The organism is Nostoc sp. UIC 10890, from assembly GCF_054786515.1.
This window is the reverse complement of the sequence record NZ_JBSGKF010000001.1, coordinates 5,364,958-5,391,728: the sequence shown is the minus strand read 5'-3', so window position 1 is coordinate 5,391,728 and position 26,771 is coordinate 5,364,958. Positions and strand designations below refer to the sequence as shown.

Sequence of the window (26,771 nt, the reverse complement as noted above, 5' to 3'; positions counted from 1 at the left end):
TTAACAACGAATTTAAACAAGAACTTACACTGCATAGAATGACTTGCACAACATATAAAATTGGCTGACAAAATTTTTGCCTTGTAACTAGGGATCTTCTACAATATTTTGTTCAGGAGCCTAAAGGGTAAGACGGATACAGGTGATTTTCGATTGTTTGGTAGGTAAAGGTAGATTTTAGTTAATTTAAGCAAAATACTTACGTATTTAAAACGTACTATGTTAACTTATGCTGTAGTAGCTTAGTTTTTAATCAAAATTAGCTCCATAGTATTACTCGATATAATCGAATACTTCGTTCTTTTGTTCGCAAGCTATTTATTTAGGATCGCTGCAAATTAACTAATATTTATTTTTGCATATTCATTTCTCTATGATAGATTTCGGCCGTTTGAGCGGCAATATTTGACCAATTTAAATCTTGCTGACAACGAGCTAGTGCCGCAGTTTGCATATTTTGTTGCAAGCTGCGATCGCGTAACAAACAAATAATAGCATCCGCTAGAGCGGTAACATCACAGGGTGGAACTAACAAACCATCTTTTTTGTGCTGAACTATCTCACTCAATCCCCCCACCTCAGAAGCTACGACCAGCGTTCCCATTCCATAAGATAAGGCTGCCACACCACTTTGAGAGGCTTCAATATATGGCAAAACTGTTACCGTGCTCCGTTGAAATAGATTACCTACTTCTTCAAGGGGGATAAACTCATTAATAATCTCGTAGCGTTTTTCATCATAACCATTAGGGAAATACTGGCTAATGCTTCCTCCCCTTCCAGCAATAATCAGCTTGACTTCAGGTATAGATTCAGCAATTAAGGGCATAGCATCAAGCAAATATTTTAATCCCTTATAGGGTAAGATACGTCCAAAAAATAGCAAAGTATATGGCTCACGGACTTGAATATTTTTATTACCTCGACGCTGATACAAACTACCAAGTTCCCCATGAGGTAAAACATTGACTTTCTCTTGAGGTATACGAAATTGTTCCATGAGAACCTTTTTTAGTTGATGAGTATGGACAATCAACTGTTGGGAACGGTAGAAACTAATACGTCTGGTATACTCAGAACCAAATACGCTCATATTATCCCCTGGGTGACGAAATACATCGTGGATAGTTGTCACCAATGGTGGCATCTTGTTGAGTAACAGAGTCCAATCGTACCAAGGATCGTTAGTTTCCTGCACATGTAAAACATCTGGCTGTATGTCTTTGATGATACGCATCATAGCGCTCATAGACAATAAGTTGCGTGGGTCGCGAATCCGTGGTTTTTTAAAGCTAATGACACGGATTCTGGAGTCAAGAACATTGCTACAGACATTTGAGACTTTTTCCGGCTGAATTAGCGTTAAATCAACATATTTAACCAGATTGTTTGCTAATTCGATGGTGTAGTCTTCAAAGCAAAAATGTAAGAGAGCAACCTTAATCATAATTAAACTTATCTTTTTATTTAAATTATTTATTCAATCAACTAATTTAGATGTATTACTAGCAAGATTTTCTATGTAAACATTTACTGCACTTTTAAAAGTTTATCCCACAAAAAACGGAAACCTCCAAAGGCACGGATACCCAGATAAGTCACAATTAATCCATAGGCACAAGTTGCACTAATTAAAGTGAATATAAAGTCTAAGCTAATTTTTTGTAGTAATACGAATACAGGTAGCATCAAAATGCTTACTAGTAATGGCCGGCGCATAATTCGCCATAAATTTAATGAAAATAGGCGAGTATAGGTGAAGAAAACATACTGGACAAAACCAAGAGTAGTCATTAATAATGCCATAATAGCTGCACCTAGCAACTGATATTTGGAAACTAATGCTACACCTCCCAAGCTTCCTAATGTAGTGGTAATAACCACTTCACGCAGGTTAACTATCTCGAAACCATTGGCTACAAGTAGATATGAGAGTGAGCGGATGAAGGGCAATAATAGCAGTGATGCAGCACTTAAACGAAGGGCTATATTTGCCTGAGCAAAGCTAGCATCATATATAAAAATTAGTATATCTTTGCCAAAAAACAACATCCCTATAAATAAGGGTAATGACATAATTAGTAAAACTTCGATCATATTTTCAGTGATCTGCTTCTGCTTGTCACGTCCTTGATCTACGGCCTTTGAAAGTCTTGGAAACATTGCTGAAATTATACTGTTAGCAATAATCAAAAAGGGCTGTAGCAATTGTAATATTCCACCAAATAGACCTACTAAAAACTCATTTCCTAATAATGAAAGAATCAGAATCTGAATTCTGCCAGAGACTACAGCTATCGCTTCAATAGCAAAAAATGTCCGAGCGCTTTTAATTGTATTAAATACAAAATCCCCATCAATCTGCCATTGTATTTTTACTAATTTTGTTACAAGAATCCATTGAATTACAAGAATTAGTGTTTCTGAAAAAAATAGTATCGCTCCCAGATATTCAATTCCGTATTTCAGTTGCATCGCCCAAATCATTATTATTAGGCGTAAGACATATACTGGAACTGTAGCGATGGCAATCAGATGCATCTTTTCTTGAGCTTGAAAAATTGCCTCAGTTATGTTGGAAAGTGCAAAGGGAATGATCGTTAAACCCATTATGTAACAAATAGTCGACGTTGTGGGACTGTAGGGAAGTAAGAAGACTACAATCACCAATGCCCCATAACTGAAGAAACTAAATATTAATTGCAGCCAGGTACCACTGATTAAATAAACTGGCGTTTTTTGTGGCTCACGGGCTAATTCTCTGGTAAATAATGTCTTGAGACCTTGTGAAGCAATACCCACAAAGATAAAGTAGTAGCTATATGCTAATAGATACTGACCTAAAGCCTCAGCTCCTAGAGTACGAGCAATAGCAGCAGTTAATACAAAGGCTGTAATGCTTTGTGCTAACCGATTAACTATCATTGAGAGGGAATTACTTATGAATTTATACTTTTCTACCATTCTAAAATTATTAATTAGCCTATTTTGTTAGCCTATTTTCTTAATTATGAATCACCCATACCTATAAATATCATGACTTGCAGGCAGTTAATCACTCAGCAAATTAGAAAATCTAAATTTAATGTGTGAGAAACTGCGCTAAAAATTTCAATACTTGTATAAACAAGTATTGATTGCTGTCTGCTATGATTTCGTTTTTATGACCTTAGTAGGCACCTTCTTTTTTCAAAACTACCATAACTGTTTTGAGCAGAATTTCAAAGTCTAATCCAAGAGACCAATTTTCAATGTAATTAAGATCAAGATTTATCACTTGTTCAAAATCTAAAATATCTGAGCGGCCTGAGACTTGCCAAAGACCTGTAATACCAGGTAAAACTTCATGCCTAATAAAATGATGTTCAGAAAACTTATCTACATCTCTAGTAGGTAAAGGGCGAGGTCCTACTATACTCATTTCTCCGAAGATAACATTAAAAAGTTGGGGTAATTCGTCTAAGCTGTAACGACGCAGGAATTTTCCAACACGGGTAATGCGAGGATCATCTTTAATTTTAAAGATAATTCCATCTTTCGTTTCATTTAAAGCTTCTAATTCTTTCTGTAATTTTTCCGCATCAGACCTCATCGTTCTGAATTTCCAGACTTTAAACTGTTGTCCATGTAAACCTATACGGGTTTGTCTGTAAAACACTGTGCCGGAAGAGTCCAGTTTTATAGCTATAGCTATAGCTATATAAATAGGAAAGGACAACATTACAAATAAAGTCGCCAAACAGAAGTCACAACTACGCTTTATCCAAAAATCTTTACCTGTAATTATCGGACAATCCAAGCTAAGACAAGGCATTCCCCCTATTTTATTAAATTCTACATTTTTATAAATTGGCTTTAATTCCATCGGTAAAATATGTACTTGGATGCCAGATGCTTGAAATAACCAGCATAAAAACATTCTATTTTTTAGAGCATCCCAAGATATAAAAACTTCTGTTACACCTAATTGATTAAGTTGATTCAAGGTTTGCTGACGTTGATATCTGTCTAATGCATTAGCATGTGCAGTTCCAGATACAATGTAGTGCTTTTCTTTTTTGATAAAGCTAGCAATCTGCTCATGATCTTGAGGATCACAAATGATGAAGACAGAAGAACGAACTATTTTCTTCTGCTTACGGAGATATTCAAGAGTAATATTGACAGCGTATCTACCAGTACAAATAAACAATATACTCAGCAACCAAGATAATAAAATTAGTCTTGGACGTGTAATATCAATAATTGGTTGATACAAAACACAAACAAGTAGTATTAATCCATGAGCAAAAGTTAGCGATTTGATAATATTCAAATAGTCATAGCGTTTTTGACCTTCTCGATAAATACCTTCGAGAGCTAGCGATCCTATTTGAATCCCAATCGTGATTAAAATTGGTAAGTAATTACTAGGTATATCCCAAGCAAAATTGCCATAATCAGATTGATATCCAGCGAAAACCCAAGCTAAGGATAAAAGAGTATAGTCTACTAAAAACAGTGTGATTAATCTTAACCACCACGAACCCTTGCGTACCTTGACCAATGAAGATGCACGTAAATCTAAAGGCACTTCACTCAATTTATTTGTTGCAATGCTTTGATTACTCATACTTAGTAACAGTTGGTGTAGTTAAAATTTGATGAAAAACGATACAATTGGGCTATCTCACGTTTGACTTTTAAAGAAATCTCTCCTTTATAGTCTACATATTAATCATTTTCTTCAGAGTAACTTTAAGTTCTTGATCAAAAGCATCTTCCAGGATTGGTTTGAGTGTGGCGACTATCCGAAGTCTTAGATTTTTTTTGCAGGATAGCATCCAGTTTTTTCTGAAAGTTTTGAGCTTTAATGCCAAGGAAAAGATTTGTTGTTGAGCTAAGTTATTGTTAAATACAATTCCTGGCATTTTATAGTAGAGCAGGTAAAGCAAAAATATTAGAATTTTTAAGGTAGGTAATAAATAGTTGGGCTTAGTGATTGCAGATTATTGCTTCCAGAGTAAAGATACAATGATATCTCTTTACGAATTACTGTAGCATATCTACTTATACTGACTCAGTTCTGCTTAGAACAGGTTTTGTTTTTTTACGCATAATTACTGATTAACAAAACTTACACACATAACATATAACGAAATGCATCAAAAGTTTGATAATTGTTACAAAGCTTAACATAAATAAATATCGTGGCTGAACTTGGGTCAGCTGCATGGGCATCTCTAGATAATTGGTCACAGACTAGTGAAAATAAATTCTAATAACTGGAAGTAGTATTAGCAATGTGTGATTTCTGTTAGTCTTGTCAAATCTGCATTCTATACATTTTTGCCTCCTGATAAAGAGTTATTTTTTCTGATACATTTTGGACTGTTATGATCTTGATTATCAAAAAAATTAGACCTTTCGCACGGTAGTATTACCATAAAACAATCAACGCTGGATTTGCTGCAAGTCTTTAATTTTTCGCCAAAGAGCTTGAATGGGTGTTTGCTGGGAGAAGAAGTAAAGATTTATTCTGTATAATAGGTTACACTGTCATGGGTGTAAAATCCATGTGCAAGGTTTTAGCCTTATGTATGCTTTATATATAGTGAGATGAAACTCACTTGACGATGGGTTCACTGAGTCAGCATCAAAAATGTAACTATCTAAAGAAAGATAAACGAGGCTAAAACCCTCTTTTTTCCTATTTTCTGCCTCTTTAAAGTTTCTATGCCTGTGTTGGCATAGCCCGAAAGAGGAAGCCCGCGCTCTAACTTCTCTCTGGCTCCTATCTGATTACAATGACAAATATTTACACTGATTTACTTAACTATTTTAGCAAATCATAATTATAGCTTTACACGATTTTTACATATGCAGAAGCACAATGAAGATTTGGTAATAATAATTTTTTATCTCAGTAGTTTTTTATAAAAAAGGATAGAGTCTCTTCAGTATTGAATTTTATCTATTGTAATTTGATAAAGAAACAAAAAACTATGTTTAAACTATTGAACTAAAGTAAATTAGCCAATATAAAGTCTTATGTGTGTTTCTAGTTAATAATTTAAGATTGAAAATATGAGAATTATTATGTTTATTGTCAATCAGTTTGCTAGACCTTTAAATACCTGTTTTATTTGAAGATGTATATGAACACTTATTGCTAAAAAGCAGAACTGGTATGTCTTAGAGGAAGCAAACTACACAAAGCGACCTGCTCTGAAGGCTATCTAGGCTTTGTTTCTGAGCCAGTAGCTTCTACTGTGAAGGATTTGTGTTCAGCCTCAGTTAGTATAAACAAATATACAATAAATAATAAAATAAAAAAGTGGCATTTCCTGATGGAGTTGATATATAGAAAATGCAGATAAGTAGCCAGACTTCAGATTATAAGCAAAATATTCCGTCAGATAGCTTAACTCACATCATCGATACTCAAGTTCTACAGGAATGGAATGATACCCAAGTCGTTCATCATCAGGCTCTATGCATCCATCAAATGTTTGAGATGCAAGTGGAGCGATCGCCCCAAGGCATTGCTGTAGTATATGAGAATACACAACTTACTTATCAGCAGTTAAACCAGCGGGCAAATGAACTAGCGCACCACCTACGTACTTTAGGTGTTGGGCCTGATGTACTTGTGGGCATTTGCCTGGAGCGCTCCTTGGAGATGATCGTAGGGCTACTGGGAATTCTGAAAGCTGGAGGCGCTTATGTGCCTTTAGATCCGACATATCCCTCAGAACGTTTAGCCTTCATCCTGGAAGACACCCAGACACCAGTATTGTTAACCCAAGAGAAATTGGTCAAGAACTTGCCACCGCATCAGGCGCAAGTAATTTGTCTGGACTCAAACTGGCAAGGGAATATCCCATACAGTCAAGAAAATCCTGTAAATGAAACGACGGCTGAGAATCTTATCTATGTAATCTACACATCTGGTTCTACAGGACAGCCCAAAGGTGTAATGATCCCTCACCGTGGGATTTGCAATCAACTTCACTGGAAGCAAACAACCTTTGGATTAACTCACGCAGACAAAGTTTTACTGACTATTTCTTTTAGTTTCGACCCTTCAGTGTGGCAGATATTCTGGCCATTGTGCTTTGGAGGGCAATTGTTCATGGCTCGCCCTGGTGGACATAAAGACTCTGCCTACCTTGTACAGGTAATTACTGAGCAGCAAATCACCGTTTTGGCCTTAGTACCTTCCATCCTCCGTGTCTTACTGGAAGAGAAGGGAATTGAGAATTGCCGATTTCTTAGACACATTATCTGTGGTGGTGAAGCTTTACCTGGCGAACTCATAGAACGTTTCTTTGCTCAATTGAATTTGGATAATGTTCTACATAATTGTTATGGCCCGACAGAAGCTTCCATTGATACCACTTTCTGGACTTGCCAGCGCGGCACTAATTACACCATTGCTCCCATTGGTCGCCCGATTACTAATGCAGAGATTCACATCCTCGATGAAAACTTACAGCCAGTTCCTATTGGTGAATCAGGTGAACTGCATATAGGCGGTATTGGTTTAGCGCGAGGCTATCTTAACCGTCCAGAATTGACCACAGAGAAGTTCATTGTCAACCCTTTTAACTCTGAACCTGGGGCACGTCTTTACAAAACTGGGGACTTGGCGCGTTATTTGAGCGATGGTAATATCGAATTCCTTGGTCGGATTGACTACCAAGTAAAGATTCGTGGCTTCCGTATTGAATTGGGAGAAATTGAAGCCAGATTAGGTCAACATCCGGCACTGACACAGGCTTTAGTCATAGCAAGAGAGGATGTTCCTGGGGACAAGCAACTCGTGGCATATATTGTTGCTAGTCCAGAGCAAATTCCTAGTCAGGTTGAATTGCGTCGCTTTTTGGAAGGTCAACTACCTGAATACATGGTGCCCGCTTCCTTTGTATTTTTGGACACCTTGCCACTAAATCCCAATGGGAAAATAGACCGTCAGGCTTTACCAGCACCGGATACATTTGCTCTTAGCCTATCAACTAACTTTGTCCCACCTCAGAATCCTAGAGAAGAAGTCTTAGCTACCATCTGGGCAACAGTTTTGCGTCTGGAACAAGTAGGCATTCACGACAATTTTTTTGAATTGGGAGGTCATTCACTGCTGGCCACTCAAGTAATGTCTAGGGTTCGCCAAGCCTTTCGGATAGAAATACCGTTGCAACTTTTGTTTGAGAATCCCACGATCGCTACTTTAGCTCAAGCGGTCGCCCAAAATCAGACTCAAGAAAATGATCCCCAAAATCAGACTATTCCCCAAGTAGCCAACCGCGAGTCAGCCCCTTTATCCTTTGCCCAACAGCGAGTGTGGTTTTTGCAGCAGTTGCAACCCAACAGCCGAGCATATATCGTCTCAAATGCACAGCGCTTAACAGGTAAGTTAAATGCAGATATATTGCAACAGTCACTAGATGCGATCGTTGTCCATCATGAAGCACTGCGAACAAACTTTATCTCATCACTTGATGGTAATCCCATACAAGTAATTGGCACGCCTCGGCCAGTGGAACTCAAGGTAATTGAGGTAACACAGGAACAAGTGGAATCTCTGCTAAATCAAGAGGCGCAACGCCCCTTCAACTTAGAAACTGACTTGATGCTGCGAGCTACCTTGCTCCAAATAGACGAACAGCAGCATGTACTCCTGTTAGTCATGCACCACATCGCCTCAGATGGGTGGTCAATAAGTATTCTCTGGCAACAGTTAGCAGCTGTTTATGAAGCCTTGTTGAGTGGTAAGCCTTCCCCCCTGGCAAAATTGCCCATTCAGTATGCCGATTTTGCTGTCTGGCAACACCAATGGCTATCGGATGAAATACTTTCTAGCCAAATCAACTACTGGAAAACCCAGTTAGCAGGTGCTAATACTGTATTAGAATTACCAACCGACCGACCACGGCCACCAGTTCAAACTTACCAGGGAACAGTGCAATCCCTGATGCTACCCCAAACCCTGAGTGCATCGCTAAAAAAACTCTCGCATCAGCAGGGTGTCACCCTATTCATGACATTGCTGGCGGCTTTTGGGACAACACTGCACCGCTACACTGGGCAAGAAGATATTCTCATTGGTTCTCCGATTGCTGGTCGCAACCAAGTTGAAACCGAAGGCTTGATTGGGTTCTTTGTCAATACCTTAGCCATACGTACTAACCTTTCAGGCAACCCAAGTTTCCGGCAGTTACTTAGTCAAGTTCGAGAAGTAACACTAGGAGCTTATGCTCACCAAGACCTGCCCTTCGAGAAGTTAGTAGAAGAACTACAGCCAGAACGAAATCTGAGCCATTCACCGCTGTTTCAAGTAATGTTTGCCTTCCACAATACTCCAAGGGAACTCTGGGAACTTCCGGGATTGAACATTACCCCTCTAGAAGTCCATAACGGCGCAGCAAAGTTCGATCTCACCCTCGACCTGGAAGAAACTTCAGAGGGGATCAAAGGTGGAATTGAATACAACACAGATTTATTCGATGCTACAACTATTGCTCGAATGCTAGGGCATTTCCAAACTTTACTTGAAGGTATTGTTGCCAATCCAGAACAGCATATTTCAGATTTACCTCTGTTAACCGCAGCCGAACAGCATCAGCTACTAGGAGAGTGGAATAATACTGAAGCTGACTACGATTTATCTCAATGTCTGCACCAGTTATTTGAAGCGCAGGTAGAGAAAACACCAGATGCGATCGCTGTAAAATTTGCAGACAAGCATCTTACCTACAATGAGCTAAATTGTCGCGCCAATCAGCTAGCAAACTACTTGCAAACCTGTGGAGTCCAGCCAGATGTACTCGTAGCCATTTGTGTTGAGCGTTCCTTAGAAATGGTTGTCGGATTGTTAGGGATTCTCAAGGCTGGGGGCGCTTATGTACCTCTTGATCCCGAATATCCTCAAGAGCGATTAGCATATATGCTAGAGGATTGTCAAGCCCCAGTGCTGCTCACCCAAAGAAATTTAGTGGAGCATCTACCCGGAACAACTCAGAAAATTTGCTTGGATACCGACTGGGAAACAATCTTACAACAAAGCGATCGCAATCCCAATTCCAGCGTCAACCCTCTGGATCTTGCTTATGTAATTTATACCTCTGGTTCCACCGGCAAACCAAAGGGCGCAATGAACACCCATCGGGGAATTTGCAATCGCTTACTGTGGATGCAAGACGCTTACCAACTAAATGCAACTGATAGCGTTCTGCAAAAAACGCCTTTTAGTTTCGACGTTTCCGTTTGGGAGTTTTTCTGGCCCCTATTGACAGGGGCGCGTTTAGTCATGGCTCAACCAGGTGGGCAGCGAGATGCAACTTACTTAATCAACACCATCGCCCAAGAGGAGATTACAACACTGCATTTTGTACCCTCCATGTTGCAAATATTTCTAGAAACCAAAGGGCTAGAACGTTGCAAATCTCTAAAACGGGTATTTTGTAGTGGAGAAGCCTTACCAGTTGACCTTCAAGAGCGGTTTTTTCAGCGGATGGGATGTGAACTACACAACCTTTACGGCCCTACCGAAGCAGCAATTGATGTCACATTTTGGCAGTGTCAAACAGAGAGTAACTTAACAAGTGTACCGATTGGGAGAGCGATCGCAAACACTCAACTTTATATCCTCGACTCATATTTACAACCAGTTCCCTTGGGTGCGAAAGGCGAACTTTATATTGGTGGTGTTGGAGTTGCTACAGGTTATCTCAACCGTCCAGACTTAACAGCCGAGCGATTTATTTCTCATCCCTTTAACGAAGGTGAAAAGCTTTACAAAACTGGAGACTTAGCACGCTATCTTCCCGATGGCAACATTGAATACATCGGGAGAATTGATCATCAAGTAAAAATTCGTGGTTTCCGCATCGAACTTGGCGAAATTGAAGCTTTACTAGCACAACACCCTGGCATACAGCAAACTGTCGTCACAGCTAGAGTTGATAATCCACAAAACCAGCGACTAGTCGCCTACATCGTTCCTCACCCAGAACAGACACCAACCATAGACGAACTGCGGCACTTTCTCAAACAAAAATTGCCAGAATATATGGTGCCTAGTGCTTTCGTTTTACTAGACACTCTACCCCTAACCCCCAACGGCAAAATCGACCGCCGTGCTTTACCATCACCAAACTCAACAAAGCTTGATTCAGAAAACACCTATGTGGCTCCTCGTGATGAATTAGAATTCCAACTGACCAAAATTTGGGAACAAATTCTAGATGTCCAACCCATTGGTGTCAAAGATAACTTCTTTGAGCTAGGAGGACACTCGATATTAGCAGTAAAACTGTTTTGGCAAATTGAGAAGACATTTAATAAAAATCTACCTCTTGCGATTCTCTTCCAGTCAGGTACCGTAGAGGCTCTAGCTAAAATCATCTGCCAAGAAGAAGATTTAACAAAAAACTTGACTTCAGTAAATACCTTGGACAAATCAAAACCTGCCTGGTCATCCCTGGTAGAAATTCAACCCAATGGTTCCAAGCCACCTTTTTTCTGTATTCATGGACTGGGTGGAGAAGTCTTGTGTTTCCGTGAATTGGCAGTGCATCTAGGTTCAGAGCAACCATTCTACGGACTACAGCCACAAGGGTTAGATGAAAAATACCCTTTCCATACGCGGATTGAAGACATGGCAACTCACTATATTCAGGAAATACAGACCCTTCAGCCCAAGGGGCCTTATTTTTTGGGAGGTTATTCTTTTGGAGGTATAGTTGCTTTCGAGATGGCTCAACAACTCCAAGAGCAAGGCGAACAAGTTGGTATTCTAGTTATGCTTGATAGTTGTCGTCCAGGTTATAGCTGGCGGGCATCATTTCTCAAGCGAGGTTTTTTGCATTTAAAGAATATGGTTCAACAAGGGCCTAGCTATCTTTGGCAAAAGGCTGTGAAATGGAGCTATTGGCGTAAGTGGCATCTCCAAAATAAATATAACCGTTACTTGGAAGAGTTACTTAATTTACCTGAGAATGACAAGCACTTAAAGAGTATAGATGCGAATACTCAAGCCATTAGTGAATATATCTTCTCACCTTACCTTGGTCAAGCTATTCTCTTGCGGACAGAGGATCAAAATCGAAGTGAAGCTATTGGCACACAATACGATCCTCAATTCGGCTGGGGTGACATAGTAACTGGAGAATTAAATATCCATTACCTTCCCGGATCTCACCTTGGAATACTTAAAGAACCACACGTACAGGTGTTAGCCGAAATATTGAGAAATTCCTTAACTCAGGCGCAGTCTCAAAAGAATTAATTTGAACTTTTTGCCTCGATTCAGGATTTTGAGGGTACGACCATCAATCGAAGGTTTTCGAGACGCGATAAATCGTCGTCTCTACAAGTGTTTTGGTCTTATCTGAACTGTATTGTGGTATAATTTTACTTTTTTAGATTTTGGTAGATATATAGCGAAGATATTGTATTTAAATCTATTTCTTTACGCTCATTGTCATTGTCATTAGTATTTTTAAACAGAACTGTAAACGCACCAGCACCTAACTTATCTTGAGGAAACATCCGATAACAAGGCATCGTAGTTAAATGCGATTGATATTTGGCTAAATTACTAATTTCTATTGCCTGAAAATGGGGAAAGCGCTCCAAAAACCATTCACATACTTGCTCATTTTCTTCGGGTGAATATGTACAAGTCATATAAGCAAGATAGCCTTGCGATGAAACAATTTTCGCCGAGTTAGCTATAATGCGCTTTTGTCGATTTGCACTCTTATTAATAGCAGTTGGGTGAAAACATCCGGGCGCTTTTTCACCTTTAGCAAGTAAAGATTGTCCAGTACAAGGAGCATCTACTATTACTAGATTGCTAGAGCAGGGAAACATTTCGGCAAATATACTCGAATCTCTATTAACCACTGCACTAGGGCTGATCTGGCAACGTTTCAAATTAGAAATTAGCATTCCCAGACGTTTGCCAATTACTTCATTACTGATGAGTAAGTCAGGTTGTAAAGCTTTCCACGCGAAGATACTTTTACCTCCTGGTGCAGCACACATATCAAAAACTAAACGCACTGACTGAGGAATAGCTAATAAAGTAGTAGCTGCAAACACCGAAGAAAAATCTAAACAATAAAAATATCCTTTTTCATGCAAGGGATGCCGTCCGGGTTTTTCTCCCAAAGATAAGCGGTCTATAAATTGTGGTTGCCAAGAAGTTGGTGTTTCCACTGCTAAAGGCAAAGTTTCTGACTTTTCTTGACACCAAAGAATACTTGGTGAAAAAGGCTGAGGATTCATCAAAGCCTCAATAAATTTTTCTTGATCATCTAGATTAGTGAACAAACGTCGCGAGACTTTAAGTAATAAATTAGAAGGTTTTTCCATGTGAATAAATATAATACCAATTTTCAATTATCTGTAACTTAAGTTTCTTAATTACGAATTACGAATTACGAATTTATAGGTTGTATCACAATCCAAATAAAACTGTTACACAAGAACAATGTAATTAAGGCTTTTGGCTTCATACTCAAAATATAATGACCGCCATTGGGATCGCAATGGCCAAGCTACCCCACTGCACCGGAGAAGGTCATGTTCTTAGATAGTTTTCAGGAAAAATTACGCAAACAAGCGCAATTATGGAGGGATGAAGGATTAATTAGTTCTTCGCAATATGAGCAAATAGCAGAGCGTTATCAATTTAAAAACCTGGAAGCTGCTGCACGCGATCGCAACAAAGCGATCGCAATTGCTGTAGGCAGTGTGCTTTTATGCTTAGGCATAATTACCTTTGTATCAGGAAACTGGCAGGGAGGATCGCGAGAAGTCAAATTTATTTTGATGATAAGTTTGTTTTTTGCGATCGCAATCACTGGATTTTACAGTTGGAGACCACCTGAAGGAAAGAAGCCAGAACGAAGCAAACGCATACTGGGAGAAGGGTTGCTAATTTTAAGCGCCTTCATCTTCGGTGCAAATTTACTGCTAATGGCCCAGATGTTCAATATCACTGGTTCAGCTTCCCAACTGTTTCTCGCCTGGGGGTTGGGTGTTGTGGTGATGGCCTTCAGTTTGTCTTTAAATTCTTTAGGAGTTCTGTCAATTGTCCTCGTGGAAATTGGCTATTGGACGGGATTAGAAGACTTGTGGTACGCAACAGGAGAGTTAACTTGGTCGCGTCTAGTAGTCCAGCATATGCCATTGTTGGCATGGCTGGTATTTGTACCCTTAGCCTACTTCTGTCGATCGCGTTGGATTTTTGGTCTAGCAGCCTTTGTTTTTGCTAGTTCCTTACAAGCCAACCTTAATCCTCTGCCACTGCTGAATTATGCTGATATAGCCCCTTGGGTGGCATCTTTTGCTTTTGCACTCCCACCTGCATTATTCTGGAGTTATGATGACCTGCTGTTTCCAACCATAAATTACAGGCTGTTTCAATCTCTAGCCCGTAATTTAGCGTTGGTAAGCTTCGGCGTTGTCTTTTACATTCTGTCTTTTCGTTGGGTCTGGGAATCTCCATATAGTTTTAATCAGCCAACGAATTTGACAAACTTGTTCGAGTCTCTGCCGATTATCGATTTGGGGATTCTCAGCGGCTTGGCGGTATTGCAATGGTTGTTTCTACTGCGCCAAAGAAATAACCCTCCGCGTCGCGAAGTGATTTTCACGACTGCCGTTATTGGTACTTTTCTTGCCTTTATTGTCATAGCACCTTTTTGGCATCAAACTATCAGCCGAATTGATGAACTTGGCATTTTTATTTTCAATGTACTTCTTGCAACATTAGCTTGGGGACTAATTCAAGAAGGATTGAAATTAAGCAACAGAAGTTCCTTTTGGGGCGGTATGCTGTTATTAACACTGCAAATTATCAGTCGCGTGCAGGAGTACGATACAGACTTACTTTTTAAGTCTTTGGTCTTTGTCCTGTGCGGTTCTGCTTTAATTAGCGCCGGACTCTGGTTTGAACGCCGCCTACCTGGTGGTAGCTCTACAAGTAAAAAGTAGCGCAAAAGATGAAAGAATTCAGGAGTCAGAATTCAGGAAAAGTTCACTAAATCTAAAATTGAATGATTCCTAACTCCTAACTCTTAACTTCTAACTGAAAATCTCTGTGAGTTAAAGTTTTTAAAGTTTCTCTGCGTCAGTCCTAATCTCATTACTTTGACCTCCTCAAGACCTCTGCTTTTTAGGACTACGCTCATGACTAATAGTTCTTCTGAATCTAAAAATAAAACCTTGTCTCCCGAAGCCGAATTCTCCAGTAAGGTGACTTTTCGGGATTACTTGATTGCCACTGAACAAAAATCGAATAAGCCCTTACCTTTTTGGCGGTTACTAGCTCCCCTAGCGCTGCAAACAGGGTTAATTATGGCAGTACCAGCCCAAGCGGTTTATACAGACGTGACAGGTAAGACGGTGATTTTGCAAACCGTACCTGTAGATCCTAGCAATGTGCTTCAAGGTAATACCTTAGCGTTAGATTACAACATATCCCGTACCGCAAATTTGAGCAGACTGCCTGGTTGGCAACCATTAGTCAGCAAAGGTCGTGGAAGTGGCAGAAGATTGCCTGAAGGAACTAACATCTATGTGATCTTGCAAGAGCAACTATCCTCTGGTAGGGGTGTTCCTAGAGCTTGGAGACCGTTACGAGTAACTAGCGATCGCCCCACGACTCTTAGAGCCAACCAAGTAGCTTTAAGAGGTGTTTATCAGGATGGCTCTGTTAACTACGGTTTGGAAACATATTACATCCCAGAAAACCAACGTCAGCAGATTCGGAACGACTTGCAAGCCCAACGCGCCCGTAGGGGACAAGTACCGCCCATTGTGGTGAAGGCGAAAGTAGATCCACAGGGTAAAGCAGTGCCAGTTAGTATGTGGGTGCGCGATCGCAACTATCGCTTTTAAGCTCTTAGGCAAATAAACATTGCATGTTTACACGCCAGATTTCTTTCCCAAGTTCTGAGCGTCGGCTTCCGACACTCAGAACTTTCTGTTTGTCATTAGATATTTGGTGAAAAAATCTAGAGACGTAGCATTTCTACGTCTCTACAATGATTCTAAGTAAAGCATATTTAATTTCTACAGATGTTTTATCTATCGCCTACATTGAGAATGAAATAGCCCTGGATTACCGCAAAGACTCAAAACAGTATATTTCAGAGTAAGATTATCAGCAGGTTTTCGTTGCTGATAATATATGATTTTCCGTGGATTGAGTCGAACAACAAGGCTAATATTTACGAGATTTTTACCGCTAGTGTTCATAGCAGTAATTGCAGTCTGGCAACTTTCCTCAACACAACCCCAGTTATTACAGCAAGAAAGCAATTACGCAATCCATATTCAACAAAAATTTAATCAATCTGGTTTTTATCCCGTTGCCCAAATTCCATCTGCAAACATTTATAAACCTATTGGTGACTGGGTAGGAAGGTTAATTTTACCAACGAAACAGAAATTACAAGATGGTTTAGATTGGGTGTGGATGGAAGTTCAATATGCACCACCTACAGCCCAAAATTTGGTAGGTAAAATTGTGCGTTTGGAATGGAAAAAGAATAAATATTTGCTTGCTTTGGGTCAAGCGGTAACACAAGATATAAATTTCACTCCGGAAGTGATTAAAAGTCAAAAACAAGGAAATATTCATCCTTTTCGACTAAATGGAGTTCGTCAGGTAGGGATTTTACGCTCTTTGGCTGGTGCAAATCCTGATGATGAAACAATTGTTGCTTTAGATTCAAGTACAATCATTGATGCAATTAAAGAAAAAGCTATTTTGCAAATTGAACGCGAACCAATTTTGGCAACTGGTAGATTTTATGGATTGGTAAAAATAGTTAAACCGATTAAATCTAGTTATAAAAATAGTTTATCTCCAGAGCCAAAACAGGATAACGATTATTTTTTAGTACAGCATTATAATCCGATTTCAAATAAGTTTGATGGTCTTCAAGAAACTATTCGTATTCCCCAACAAATAATAGATCAGCGAAATTTTGCTCCTTCAAGTTTGCAGCAAATCGAACAATCACCTGCTGGTGAAAATGGGTGGTATATTTATGGCGCTCCCGATGCAAAGGGTGTATTTACCGTAGTAGCACTTGCACCTCGTTCTCTATTTCAAATTCAACCCAATCAAATCATTACTGGTGAAGAATTAGGGCTAAATTACATCCGAGATGTAAATTGGCAAAATACCGAGAAAAATAAAGGTAAATTGAATACTGTATTATTAAAACCTGTAGAAACGCAAAATTTACTTAATCAATCTATATCAAAATGGCAAGAAGGCAATAAAGCTATTGTCTTACACCTATTTGGTGGAATTGGCGGAAGTAAAGGTGAATCAGTGGGAGTACCTTATACTATCACCGGACATTTTGCTTTTGGGATCGCAGAAGTTATCCGCGACGAATTTACTAACGAATTACGCTTCGAGACTAAATACCACCAAATTTATGCCCATAACCCTGATGGAATTATTGCCGGAACGCATACATGGGCTGATTATATGGGTAATTTACAACGTGGTTGGTTAGCAACACGTCCAGTATCGGATATTCTCATCAAATTCGACCCGGTAACGCAGGATTATGATTTTGATGGTGTTAAACTTTCGCCTTTAGAAGAATTCCAGCAACAATTAGAGGTAACAATGGCACGTTATCGGGTTGGTGATGGAACTGGTGGTGCAATGGTGTCACCTGCGACTTCATGCGTCCAAGACTCAAACCAAGCACTTTATGCTGCAATATTGGCAATTAAAAACCAAGTTGCTATAACTCCTCAAATTCAAACTTGGATACGCACAAACCCCAATCACCCGCAAACATTACGCTTTCAGCAGCTAGTTGAATTAGGTCAATCTTTAGAACAACAGTTAGCACCCTTGGGTATAGTTCGCGCTGATTGGCAAAGTCAAGCAGGAATACTCGCAGGTACGGGAATAGGAAAAACGACGGAAGCATTTCAAGATCGTAGTATTTGGGCTGGTTTGACAACATGGCGAACAATAATGCCTAGACTTGCACACGACGACCTTGCCGCAATATTTTTAAAGCATGGTGCAATTATGCAAGTATTGCGGACTAATCAAGTTGGTGGTTGGGAACCTAATATTACACCCATTGCTCCAACAGTACTTCTGGGACAAATTAAGATTCCCTTTAGCAATATTTCACCATTTTCAATTCTTTTAAATCGCACTTTAGCATCCTTAGTACTTCCAAGGCTCAAAGATTGCTTAGTTGTTGTTGTACTGCTGATAATTTATAGTATTATTGCTCTACCTTATGGTTGGAAATTTGGATTTTTACAGATAGAAGTTTGGTCTGCAAATTGGATTGATAAATGCTTGTTAATATTGCGTTGTCTATTTTTACCTGCAATTGTTGAAGAACTATTTTTTCGCGTTTTTTTGCTTCCTCATCCTAGCGAAATCAACAATTTGTTTCAATGGTCTTTGTGGGCAATAGTGAGTCTATTATTATTTATTTTGTATCATCCATTGAATGCTAGAACATTTTTTAAAGCTGGAATATCCACATTTTATAATCATGTTTTTCTTGTATTAGCTGCATTTTTAGAAATTATATGTACTGTTGCATATACCCTAACAGGATCTTTGTTTGTAATAGTTTTAATTCACTGGGTTGTTGTAGTAGTTTGGTTAATTGTTTTTGGAGGAATTAGAAAATTAGATAATCATCAAAAAATTCAGTAAGGAGGCAGGAGGCAGGAGTCAGGACAATACGGTTCGGTTAAAGGGGAAAGGGAAAAGCGGAAAGGTTTTGAATACATCGTTTACCCTTTACCCCTTACCCTTTCCCCAGACCACAAGGAAAATGAAAAATGCTTATCCGAACCGTATTGGGAGTCAGGAGGCAATAATGCTCGATTAAGGCTAAAACTAGATGCCTATATTTAGCATAACTAAATCTAGGACAACCTTACCCCAGCCGCCTTTTTGGAACAACCGCAGAACTTTTTATTAGCGATCGCACTACAACTACAAATTTACTAGTATTGAGCAACACACTTCTAAGGCACAATCAGCACTGGGCAAGGAGAAAGGTTAATCACGCGGGTGGTAACACTATCATCCGCTCCCTCTTCAGTCAAGCCTAGACCCCGACAGCCCATGATAATTAAATCTGCTCCAATTTCATCAGCAACATCGCAGATAGTAAAAGCTGGTTTGCCTTGCCTTTCCAGGATTTCGGATTGAATTCCTTGCCCAGAAAATAAAGATTGGGCATTTTCTAGCAGTTTAGCAACTACCTCTGGCGACACCATCGGATCGGCACTAGGCGCATCTGGAGGTGGTTCTTCTACCACAGACAGCAGCACCAAGCGACTGCTGTACTTTTTGACTACGTTGGTAACAACGTCAGCAGCTTCCCGCGTTTCCCGACTTTGATCGATAGGAAATAGTACTGTCTTAAATATATCTGTCACTTGGGTACCCCTGACTCCGGTAAAATCTTGATGGTTCTACTTTCAAAACAATAACAAAAAGGCAATCAGGAGAGTTTGGTGTGTCCAAAAAAAGTTTAGCAAGTTTATCTTCGGCTGATATCTCTGGGAAACGTGCCTTAGTGCGGGTTGACTTTAACGTGCCTGTGGACGATCAAGGCAACATTACTGACGATACTCGCATTCGCGCCGCTCTACCAACCATCCAAGATTTGACGCAGAAGGGAGCTAAGGTCATTCTCGCCAGCCATTTTGGCCGTCCCAAGGGTGTGGATGACAAATTACGCCTAACTCCCGTTGCCAAGCGTCTGTCTGAGTTACTGGGGCAAGAAGTCATTAAAACTGATGACTCTATTGGCGATGAAGTTGCAGCTAAAGTTGGCGCTTTGCAAAATGGCCAAGTGCTGTTACTAGAAAATGTCCGTTTTTACAAAGAAGAAGAAAAGAACGACCCAGAATTTGCGAAAAAATTGGCAGCTAATGCTGATTTTTATGTAAATGATGCTTTTGGTACTGCACACCGCGCCCATGCTTCTACAGAAGGCGTGACTAAATTCCTCAGCCCTTCTGTGGCTGGATATTTGGTTGAGAAGGAATTGCAATATCTGCAAAACGCCATTGAAAATCCCCAACGTCCTTTAGCGGCAATTATTGGTGGTTCCAAAGTTTCCAGCAAAATTGGCGTAATTGAAACACTGCTGGAGAAGTGCGACAAGCTGATCATTGGTGGTGGGATGATTTTCACCTTCTACAAAGCCCGTGGTTTGAATGTTGGTAAGTCGTTAGTGGAAGAAGACAAGCTGGAACTAGCGAAGTCTTTAGAAGCTAAAGCTAAGGAACGTGGCGTTGCTTTATTGCTTCCCACAGATGTGGTATTGGCAGATAACTTTGCCCCAGATGCCAATTCTCAAACCGTTAGCATTGAGAATATCCCCGATGGTTGGATGGGTTTGGATATTGGGCCAGACTCAGTAAAAGTTTTCCAAGAAGCCCTTGCAGATACCAAAACGGTAATTTGGAACGGGCCAATGGGTGTGTTTGAGTTTGATAAGTTTGCGGCAGGTACGGAAGCGATCGCTCATACCCTTGCAGAAATCGGTAAAACTGGCACAACAACCATCATTGGCGGTGGCGACTCAGTAGCGGCTGTGGAAAAGGTTGGTTTAGCCGATCAAATGAGCCATATCTCCACCGGCGGCGGCGCTAGCTTGGAGTTACTTGAAGGTAAGGTATTGCCTGGAATTGCAGCTTTAGATGATGCGTAATTAGGGACTAGGGACTAGGGACTAGGGACTGGCTAAGAGTCTTACCAGTACCCAATCCCCAGTACCCAGTACCCAATACCCAATACCCAAGCCACTACATGAGAAAAATATATGCAACCTAAATGGCTGGAATGGACGCAAAAATTACAAGCGATCGCTCAAAATGGGTTAACTTATTCTGAGGGCGTGTTTGATATTGAACGTTACAAACAATTACGAGCGATCGCCACAGAAATTATGGCGACTTACTCGAATGTAGAACACAGCTATATCCTCGATTTATTTAGCCGTGAACTAGGATATGCAACTCCCAAAGTTGACGTGCGGGCAGCTATTTTCCGTGATGACACTATATTGTTAGTCAAGGAAAGAGTAGACGGCTGCTGGAGTTTACCTGGTGGATGGGCTGATGTTGGTGAGTCGCCCAGTCAGGTAGTTGTGAAAGAAGTATATGAAGAATCTGGATATCAAGCACGCGCTATTAAACTCTTAGCAGTCTATGACAGAAACAAACAGGGACATCCACCATTGCCGTTTTATGTCTACAAACTGTTTTTTCACTGTGAACTCATTGGTGGTTCTCCATCATCAAGTATTGAAACTGAAGATGTAGGTTTTTTTCCTGAAAATGCGTTACCAGAACTTTCTATTGGACGTGTGACACCAACGCAAATCACGCGACTTTTTCAACATTATCGCCAACCAGATTTACCGACAGACTTTGATTAGTATAGGAATCCGCTTTGATTTCTGAACTAATTTGCGTAGGCAGGCAATAGGCAATAGGCAACAGGCAACAGTCAAGAAGGCTTCTTAGTTGTACTGAGTTTTTTCAGAAATCAAATATGAGTCCTATAAGTCCTATAGTTCCTTCAATATTTAATATACTTTGCCAAATTTTTTAGGCAATATACTACTACACAAATTTCCTATCTACACTAATTAACTATCCCTCTTTTGTCAGTTTCGGCAACACAAATTCTGAAACCTTTATTTAAAAAGGTTTTTATAGCAGTCCTAAATCATTCGTGAAAAATTAGATCCCCGACTTCTTAAAGAAGTCGGGGATCTGGACAACGCAAATTTTCACAACTTTCACGTCGCGCATCTCGGCTCAATACCTAGTAGGGACTATTATGTTCCCGGACGAGAGCGAATATGATCGGGTATATGATGGCGATCGCCTAATATTTCTAACAAAGGCCCATGAACATCAAATTTAACCATACTTACCGACGCAACCAAAATATTCACCCGATAGCGATAGCGTCCCAAATCAATTCCCAGTAAACTGCAAAGCGTAATCCGAATCGTGGCTTTATGGGAAACTACTAAAACATTACCGTGGGGATGTTTTTCTTGAATTTCAGAAATTACAGGCATAGAACGGTTAGCAATATCTACCGCAGTTTCTCCACCTTTGGGTGCATTCCAAGCTGGTTCTGTCAACCATTTTACATAGTTTTCTGCGTAATTCTCTTGGGCAAACGATTTACTCTTAGTTTCCCATTCGCCGTAACTACCTTCTCTAAGTCCGTCACGCAACTGCATATCCATACCGATAGCATCACAAAATGGCTTGGCAGTTGCAATTGCCCGCTTCATCGGGCTAACATAAACAGCCTCCCACTTCAATTTTTGATAAACATCGGCAAAACTCTTTGCCATCTGCATCCCTTCAGAAGTCAACTCCGCATCAGTTTCACCGCAGAAATTACCACTTTGACTAAAAGTAGTTTCTCCATGTCGCAGTAAATATAAATTGAGTGTCATAGATTGTATCGCGATTGGGATCAAGGAGTTGGTGCAAAAATAAACTAGCATCAATCTCGCAATCAAGTATGTGACACCAGGACAAAGTAATCAACCAAAAAAGTCAATCAACTACAAACATTTTGAAATCGAAGACAACTAGTACCGCAAGGCGGAAATAAACCACCCATTCTCAATCAACAAAACCCTTATGCTGTCTTCATTTTTAATTTTTAATTTTTAATTTTTAATTCCGCCTTGCGGTACTAGGGCGTTGTCTCCTGCGGCGGTGTCGGTGTCGGGGTCGGTTCAGGTGTGGAGGTTTCTGTGGGAGTTGGTGTAGGTGTTTCTGTGGGTGTGGGAGTTGGCGTGGGTGTTTCTGTAGGCGTTGGTGTTTCTGTAGGCGTTGGTGTTGGCGATGGGGGAGGAGTGGGATTTTCGGCTGTAATGCTGAGTTTATAATCTACTGGTTTCGATGCTGTGGAAACTACAACAAACTCGTAAAATCCGTTTTCTGGTAATTTAGTTGACAAACTACGCTGGGTAGAATCTTCTAAAAATCGAATTTTGCCAGAAGGTGAATAGACTGATAACAAAACTTGGGAATTTGCTTGTAGGTTCAAGTCTAGAGATTGGTCTTTGGCAAGTCCAGCAATGAATACTTTACCACCACCAGGTTGGAGAGTACCGCTGACTGTTTTGCCAGTAGCCCCCGGATCAAAGACAATTTTCTGGAAAGCACTACCGGCGAGGATAGCACTGAGTTTATCGCTAACAAATCCGTACCAAACTTGTCCAATGGGCTGATCTTGAAAATTTTTACCCCGCTGCTCAGGGAATACACGTAAGAAAGCCGCATCTCCTAAATCATACAAAGAACGACTACCAACGTTAATTTTGTTGACTTCCACTTTCCAGCGATCGCGTTCAGCAGTTGTGTAAGTTCCCAACTGTCGTCGTGTATTGGAACTCAATGGTGCAAGTTTTTCTAATAATTCTGAGGCTGTTTTATCCCATTCTGCCCGCAAACCTTCATCTTCAGGGCCATTGCTGAGAGTGCGTCCTCGCAAGCTGGGATTTCTATCCCAAAAAACTTGATTTACCAAATTCACATAGAAGTTAGAACTAATACCCAACTGTTGACGGCGATCGCTTAATTTTTCTTTGCGTTCCCGTTCTGCTGGTGAATATTGCGCTAAGGGATCGGTTGGTTGTTCACTGGTGGGAATTGGGCTGGCTGTAGGTGTAGGTTCGACTTCACCGACATCTCGTCTGCTATTCAATCCCCACGAAATTAATCCAACACTACCAACGACTAACGCCGCCACAAGGAAGATTTTTGTTGGTGTCCACCAGCTTGTGGGCTGAGGAGATGGGGGATATGAGGGAGATGGAGAGGATGGGGGAGGTGGAGAGACGGCGATGGTGGCGGATGTGGCTTGTGGTTGTGGTGGTGTGGGGTATTGAGTTGGGGGAAAGTTAGCTGGGGGCGAGTTGATAGCTTGGAGTACTTGACGGGCTGATTGATAGCGATCGCTTGGTCTTGCAGATAGCATTTTATCTAATACCTCTGCCAAAGTTTGACTCAGGCTTACTTCCCGTCGCCACTGCCAACTAAGAGTGTAGGTATCAATTAATTCTTGAGGTTGTTTCCCTGTCAGTAAAACCAACATGGTTGCTGCTAAAGCATACAAGTCGCTGTGGGGAGAAACTAACCCAGTTTGCATCTGTTCTGGAGGCGCAAATCCTATCTTACCTAGTAGAGTTGGTGATGGGGAAGATGCAACTACGCCGGGTTGGTAATATTGGGAAGCAACTACTGCTACTACTTGTTTGACACCGCCAAAATCAATTAATACTGGCAGTTTGTCAACAGTGCGAAGCATTAAATTATCTGGAGAAATATCTCGATGAATTACTCCTAGTGAGTGGATGTATTCCAACACTGGCAAAATTTGCTGCAATAATTGGCGTACTTCTACTTCTGTAAAGCGCAAACCTTGCTTTATCCGAGCATCTAACAATGAGTTGTAAGTTTCCCCTTCTACATAATCTTGCACCAAAAACAGATATTCTTTGCCTCCTAAGTTCATCCGCAGCAGTTCTCGGAAGCGGGGAATTTGGGGATGTTGGAGTTTATAAAGAACACTTGCTTCCCTCTCAAACAGTTCTTCAGCTTTTTGGACAACGTAAGCGGTTTGAACTTGGGGAGAAAATTCTTTTAAAACACAAAGTTCGCGGAAACGGTTGACATCTTCAGCTAAATAAGTACGTCCAAAGCCACCCTGGCCAATTTGACGTACAATCACATAGCGATCGCCTAAAGTTAATCCTGGTTGGATACCATAACTCATGGGCGTATCCAACAAATTTTCACCACACTGGAGACAAAAGCGACTACCTGGAGTATTTTCATGTCCTTTAGAACAATATATTTTAGTCATTAGTTATTAGTCATTTGTCATTTGTTATTAGTAACTCTTCTCCAGTCCCCAGTCCCCAGTCCCCTTACTTGCCAGATTGTACTTTACTGACTTGATCAGCTGCGATCGCATACCAAATTTGACCGAAAGTCTGTTGATTGAGTTTTCGACGCTGCTGATCAGGAAACAACCGATCAAATTTTTCATTTGTGTCTTTGGTCAGCTGATCAAATGTATAGTTCCCAAACTGCCCCGATCGCGCTTGTCGTCTCCATGTATCGTAATCTTTTTGACTATAGTTCCCCAATTGCCGACGAGCTGCGGTACTGAGGTTAGCCTGTTCTAGTTTATTCAATAAATCATTAGCGATACCAGACCATTCATCTCGTAAACTAGCGTCTTCAGGTTTAGATGTCAGGCTACGTCCTTTTAATTCTGGTTTTTTTGTATAAAATAAATCATCTACTGAGCGAATAAAAAATCCTTCAGAAATTTCTAGCTCTTGACGACGACTGATAATTTCCTGGAGATTGCTGTTTTTTCCTTTGTCGCTGACTGGTTTACCAATCGGATTTGGAAACTGGGGAATTTCTGGTAAGGAAATTGTTGGAATGGTAATTGAAGTTACGCTGCGAATGACTGCATTTACTACCGCCCAAGCACCCGCGCCAGTTAAAACAACTAAAGCCGTCCCACCAAGACTCATCACAAAAGGGCGAATCCAAATAGGTAAAGACATTGGTTTAGCAATGGCTTGCGTTCTGCTCTGGAATCTACTCACAACAGCACTGGCGCGTTGTCTTCCTGGAGCAACGACCATTGTCTTGATTTTGCTAGTAATATAATTACCTGGGGATTTAATCGCAGTTGACGATGGTAAATCTTTGAGGATTTGCTCGGCTCGTTGGTAGCGATCGCTCGGTTTATAAGCCAGCATCTTTTTTAACACCGCTTCCAGTTGAGGACTAACTCTGATTTGTTTTCCCCATCCCCAAATTCCCTGATAGCTGTCGTATAATTTTTGCGGTTCTTGTCCTGTGAGCAACACTAATGTTGTTACCGCCAAAGAGTATAAATCACTACTGAAAAATGCTTTTCCCTGACGTAGCTGTTCTTCTGGGGCGTAGCCCTTTTTACCTAGCAAAGTATTATTTTCAGCTAGCTTAGTCTGCCAAAAACCTTGAGAAGCTGGCAATTGCTTGACACCACCAAAATCAATCAGCACCGGGAGATTATCAGAACGCCGCCAAATCAAATTATCGGGAGAGATATCACGGTGAACTACATCTCGTGAGTGGATGTAGGATAACACTGGTAAAATCTGTTGCAGTAGAGTAATTACTTCCTCTTCACTAAAGGTTTTTCCTTGAGTTTCCCGCTGTTCTAATAATTGGTAATAATTATCACCATCCACATAATCTTGTACTAGAAAGAAAAAATCTTTACTACCGATTTTCACTTGTAGCGAGGCGTGAAAACGCGGAATTTGTGGATGCTGGAGTTTTTTGAGAACATTGGCTTCTCGTTCAAATAACTCTTTAGCTTTTTGTAAATCTTGATGTTCTTGTACTTGGGGTGCAAATTCCTTCAACACACAGGTTTGATGGGATTTATTTATATCCTCAGCCAAATAGGTGCGTCCAAAGCCGCCCTGCCCTAATTGACGGATAATTTGATAGCGATTATCCACAACCTGTCCCACACCAAGAGGTAATGGCTCACCGCAATGGGTACAAAAGCGGTTACTACCATTATTTGTGTGTTGTTTACTGCAATAGAGCTGCATGGTGCCCAAGGATAAATTAAGGTTTTATTGAGTAACTACAACGCGTATACCCTTATTTTCGGATATCCTACGAATTACGAA

At 40.5% G+C, this 26,771-nt stretch carries 14 protein-coding genes; 6 read left to right on the top strand and 8 right to left on the bottom strand.

Annotated features, from left to right (window positions below):
* Positions 1–349: 349 nt before the first annotated feature.
* The 3 genes from ACWATR_RS22395 to ACWATR_RS22385 all read right to left on the bottom strand — a co-directional run bounded on the left by ACWATR_RS22395 (position 350) and on the right by ACWATR_RS22385 (position 4,612).
* Positions 350–1,447 (bottom strand): glycosyltransferase family 4 protein, encoded by a 1,098-nt coding sequence (locus ACWATR_RS22395; protein WP_460337185.1) that lies wholly within the window; start codon positions 1,445–1,447, stop codon positions 350–352.
* A gap of 83 nt (positions 1,448–1,530) precedes the next feature.
* Positions 1,531–2,964 (bottom strand): oligosaccharide flippase family protein, encoded by a 1,434-nt coding sequence (locus ACWATR_RS22390; protein ID WP_460337182.1) that lies wholly within the window; start codon positions 2,962–2,964, stop codon positions 1,531–1,533.
* Positions 2,965–3,169: 205 nt separating this feature from the next.
* Positions 3,170–4,612, bottom strand: coding sequence for a sugar transferase (locus ACWATR_RS22385; RefSeq protein WP_460337179.1), 1,443 nt, complete (start codon positions 4,610–4,612; stop codon positions 3,170–3,172).
* 1,737 nt (positions 4,613–6,349) lie between these two features.
* On the opposite strand from ACWATR_RS22385, the gene ACWATR_RS22380 reads away from it, so the two are divergent.
* Entirely contained in the window at positions 6,350–12,268 is a 5,919-nt protein-coding gene (locus ACWATR_RS22380) for an amino acid adenylation domain-containing protein (RefSeq protein WP_460337176.1), read from the top strand.
* Positions 12,269–12,393: 125 nt separating this feature from the next.
* Here ACWATR_RS22380 and ACWATR_RS22375 read toward each other — a convergent pair whose 3' ends face one another.
* Entirely contained in the window at positions 12,394–13,359 is a 966-nt protein-coding gene (locus tag ACWATR_RS22375) for an RsmB/NOP family class I SAM-dependent RNA methyltransferase (RefSeq protein WP_460337173.1), read from the bottom strand.
* A gap of 210 nt (positions 13,360–13,569) precedes the next feature.
* Here ACWATR_RS22375 and ACWATR_RS22370 point away from each other — a divergent pair, with 210 nt between their 5' ends.
* From ACWATR_RS22370 to ACWATR_RS22360, 3 genes are all read left to right on the top strand, one after another.
* Positions 13,570–14,985, top strand: a complete 1,416-nt coding sequence (locus tag ACWATR_RS22370; protein ID WP_460337170.1) for a DUF2157 domain-containing protein — start codon at positions 13,570–13,572, stop codon at positions 14,983–14,985.
* Between the two features lie 195 nt (positions 14,986–15,180).
* Positions 15,181–15,891, top strand: coding sequence for a GDYXXLXY domain-containing protein (locus ACWATR_RS22365; RefSeq protein ID WP_460337167.1), 711 nt, complete (start codon positions 15,181–15,183; stop codon positions 15,889–15,891).
* Between the two features lie 292 nt (positions 15,892–16,183).
* On the top strand, positions 16,184–18,712 hold the full coding sequence (locus ACWATR_RS22360; protein WP_460337164.1) for a CPBP family glutamic-type intramembrane protease: 2,529 nt from the start codon (positions 16,184–16,186) through the stop codon (positions 18,710–18,712).
* Between the two features lie 317 nt (positions 18,713–19,029).
* Here the strand turns inward: ACWATR_RS22360 and ACWATR_RS22355 are convergent, their stop codons facing one another.
* Positions 19,030–19,437, bottom strand: a complete 408-nt coding sequence (locus ACWATR_RS22355) for a universal stress protein (RefSeq protein WP_179069103.1) — start codon at positions 19,435–19,437, stop codon at positions 19,030–19,032.
* An 89-nt stretch (positions 19,438–19,526) separates the two neighbouring features.
* On the opposite strand from ACWATR_RS22355, the gene ACWATR_RS22350 reads away from it, so the two are divergent.
* Positions 19,527–20,729, top strand: a complete 1,203-nt coding sequence (locus ACWATR_RS22350; protein ID WP_460337161.1) for a phosphoglycerate kinase — start codon at positions 19,527–19,529, stop codon at positions 20,727–20,729.
* A gap of 111 nt (positions 20,730–20,840) precedes the next feature.
* Positions 20,841–21,458, top strand: coding sequence for an NUDIX hydrolase (locus ACWATR_RS22345; RefSeq protein ID WP_460337157.1), 618 nt, complete (start codon positions 20,841–20,843; stop codon positions 21,456–21,458).
* 405 nt (positions 21,459–21,863) lie between these two features.
* On the opposite strand, the gene ACWATR_RS22340 is transcribed toward ACWATR_RS22345, so the two are convergent.
* From ACWATR_RS22340 to ACWATR_RS22330, 3 genes are all read right to left on the bottom strand, one after another.
* Complete coding sequence (locus tag ACWATR_RS22340; RefSeq protein ID WP_460337154.1) at positions 21,864–22,502, bottom strand: histidine phosphatase family protein; 639 nt, start codon at positions 22,500–22,502, stop codon at positions 21,864–21,866.
* A 245-nt stretch (positions 22,503–22,747) separates the two neighbouring features.
* Entirely contained in the window at positions 22,748–24,925 is a 2,178-nt protein-coding gene (locus ACWATR_RS22335; protein WP_460337151.1) for a protein kinase domain-containing protein, read from the bottom strand.
* A gap of 64 nt (positions 24,926–24,989) precedes the next feature.
* A complete protein-coding gene (locus ACWATR_RS22330) occupies positions 24,990–26,690 on the bottom strand; it encodes a protein kinase domain-containing protein (RefSeq protein WP_460337148.1) in 1,701 nt (566 codons plus the stop codon).
* Positions 26,691–26,771 lie beyond the last annotated feature (81 nt).

Bases quoted from the DNA above. Each gene is read 5' to 3' on its own strand.
- ACWATR_RS22365 (WP_460337167.1), top strand. From the start codon at position 15,181: ATGACTAATAGTTCTTCTGAATCTAAAAATAAAACCTTGTCTCCCGAA.
- ACWATR_RS22370 (WP_460337170.1), top strand. From the start codon at position 13,570: ATGTTCTTAGATAGTTTTCAGGAAAAATTACGCAAACAAGCGCAATTA.
- ACWATR_RS22395 (WP_460337185.1), bottom strand. From the start codon at position 1,447: ATGATTAAGGTTGCTCTCTTACATTTTTGCTTTGAAGACTACACCATC.
- ACWATR_RS22390 (WP_460337182.1), bottom strand. From the start codon at position 2,964: ATGGTAGAAAAGTATAAATTCATAAGTAATTCCCTCTCAATGATAGTT.
- ACWATR_RS22340 (WP_460337154.1), bottom strand. From the start codon at position 22,502: ATGACACTCAATTTATATTTACTGCGACATGGAGAAACTACTTTTAGT.
- ACWATR_RS22360 (WP_460337164.1), top strand. From the start codon at position 16,184: ATGATTTTCCGTGGATTGAGTCGAACAACAAGGCTAATATTTACGAGA.
- ACWATR_RS22330 (WP_460337148.1), bottom strand. From the start codon at position 26,690: ATGCAGCTCTATTGCAGTAAACAACACACAAATAATGGTAGTAACCGC.
- ACWATR_RS22380 (WP_460337176.1), top strand. From the start codon at position 6,350: ATGCAGATAAGTAGCCAGACTTCAGATTATAAGCAAAATATTCCGTCA.
- ACWATR_RS22335 (WP_460337151.1), bottom strand. From the start codon at position 24,925: ATGACTAAAATATATTGTTCTAAAGGACATGAAAATACTCCAGGTAGT.
- ACWATR_RS22345 (WP_460337157.1), top strand. From the start codon at position 20,841: ATGCAACCTAAATGGCTGGAATGGACGCAAAAATTACAAGCGATCGCT.
- ACWATR_RS22385 (WP_460337179.1), bottom strand. From the start codon at position 4,612: ATGAGTAATCAAAGCATTGCAACAAATAAATTGAGTGAAGTGCCTTTA.
- ACWATR_RS22375 (WP_460337173.1), bottom strand. From the start codon at position 13,359: ATGGAAAAACCTTCTAATTTATTACTTAAAGTCTCGCGACGTTTGTTC.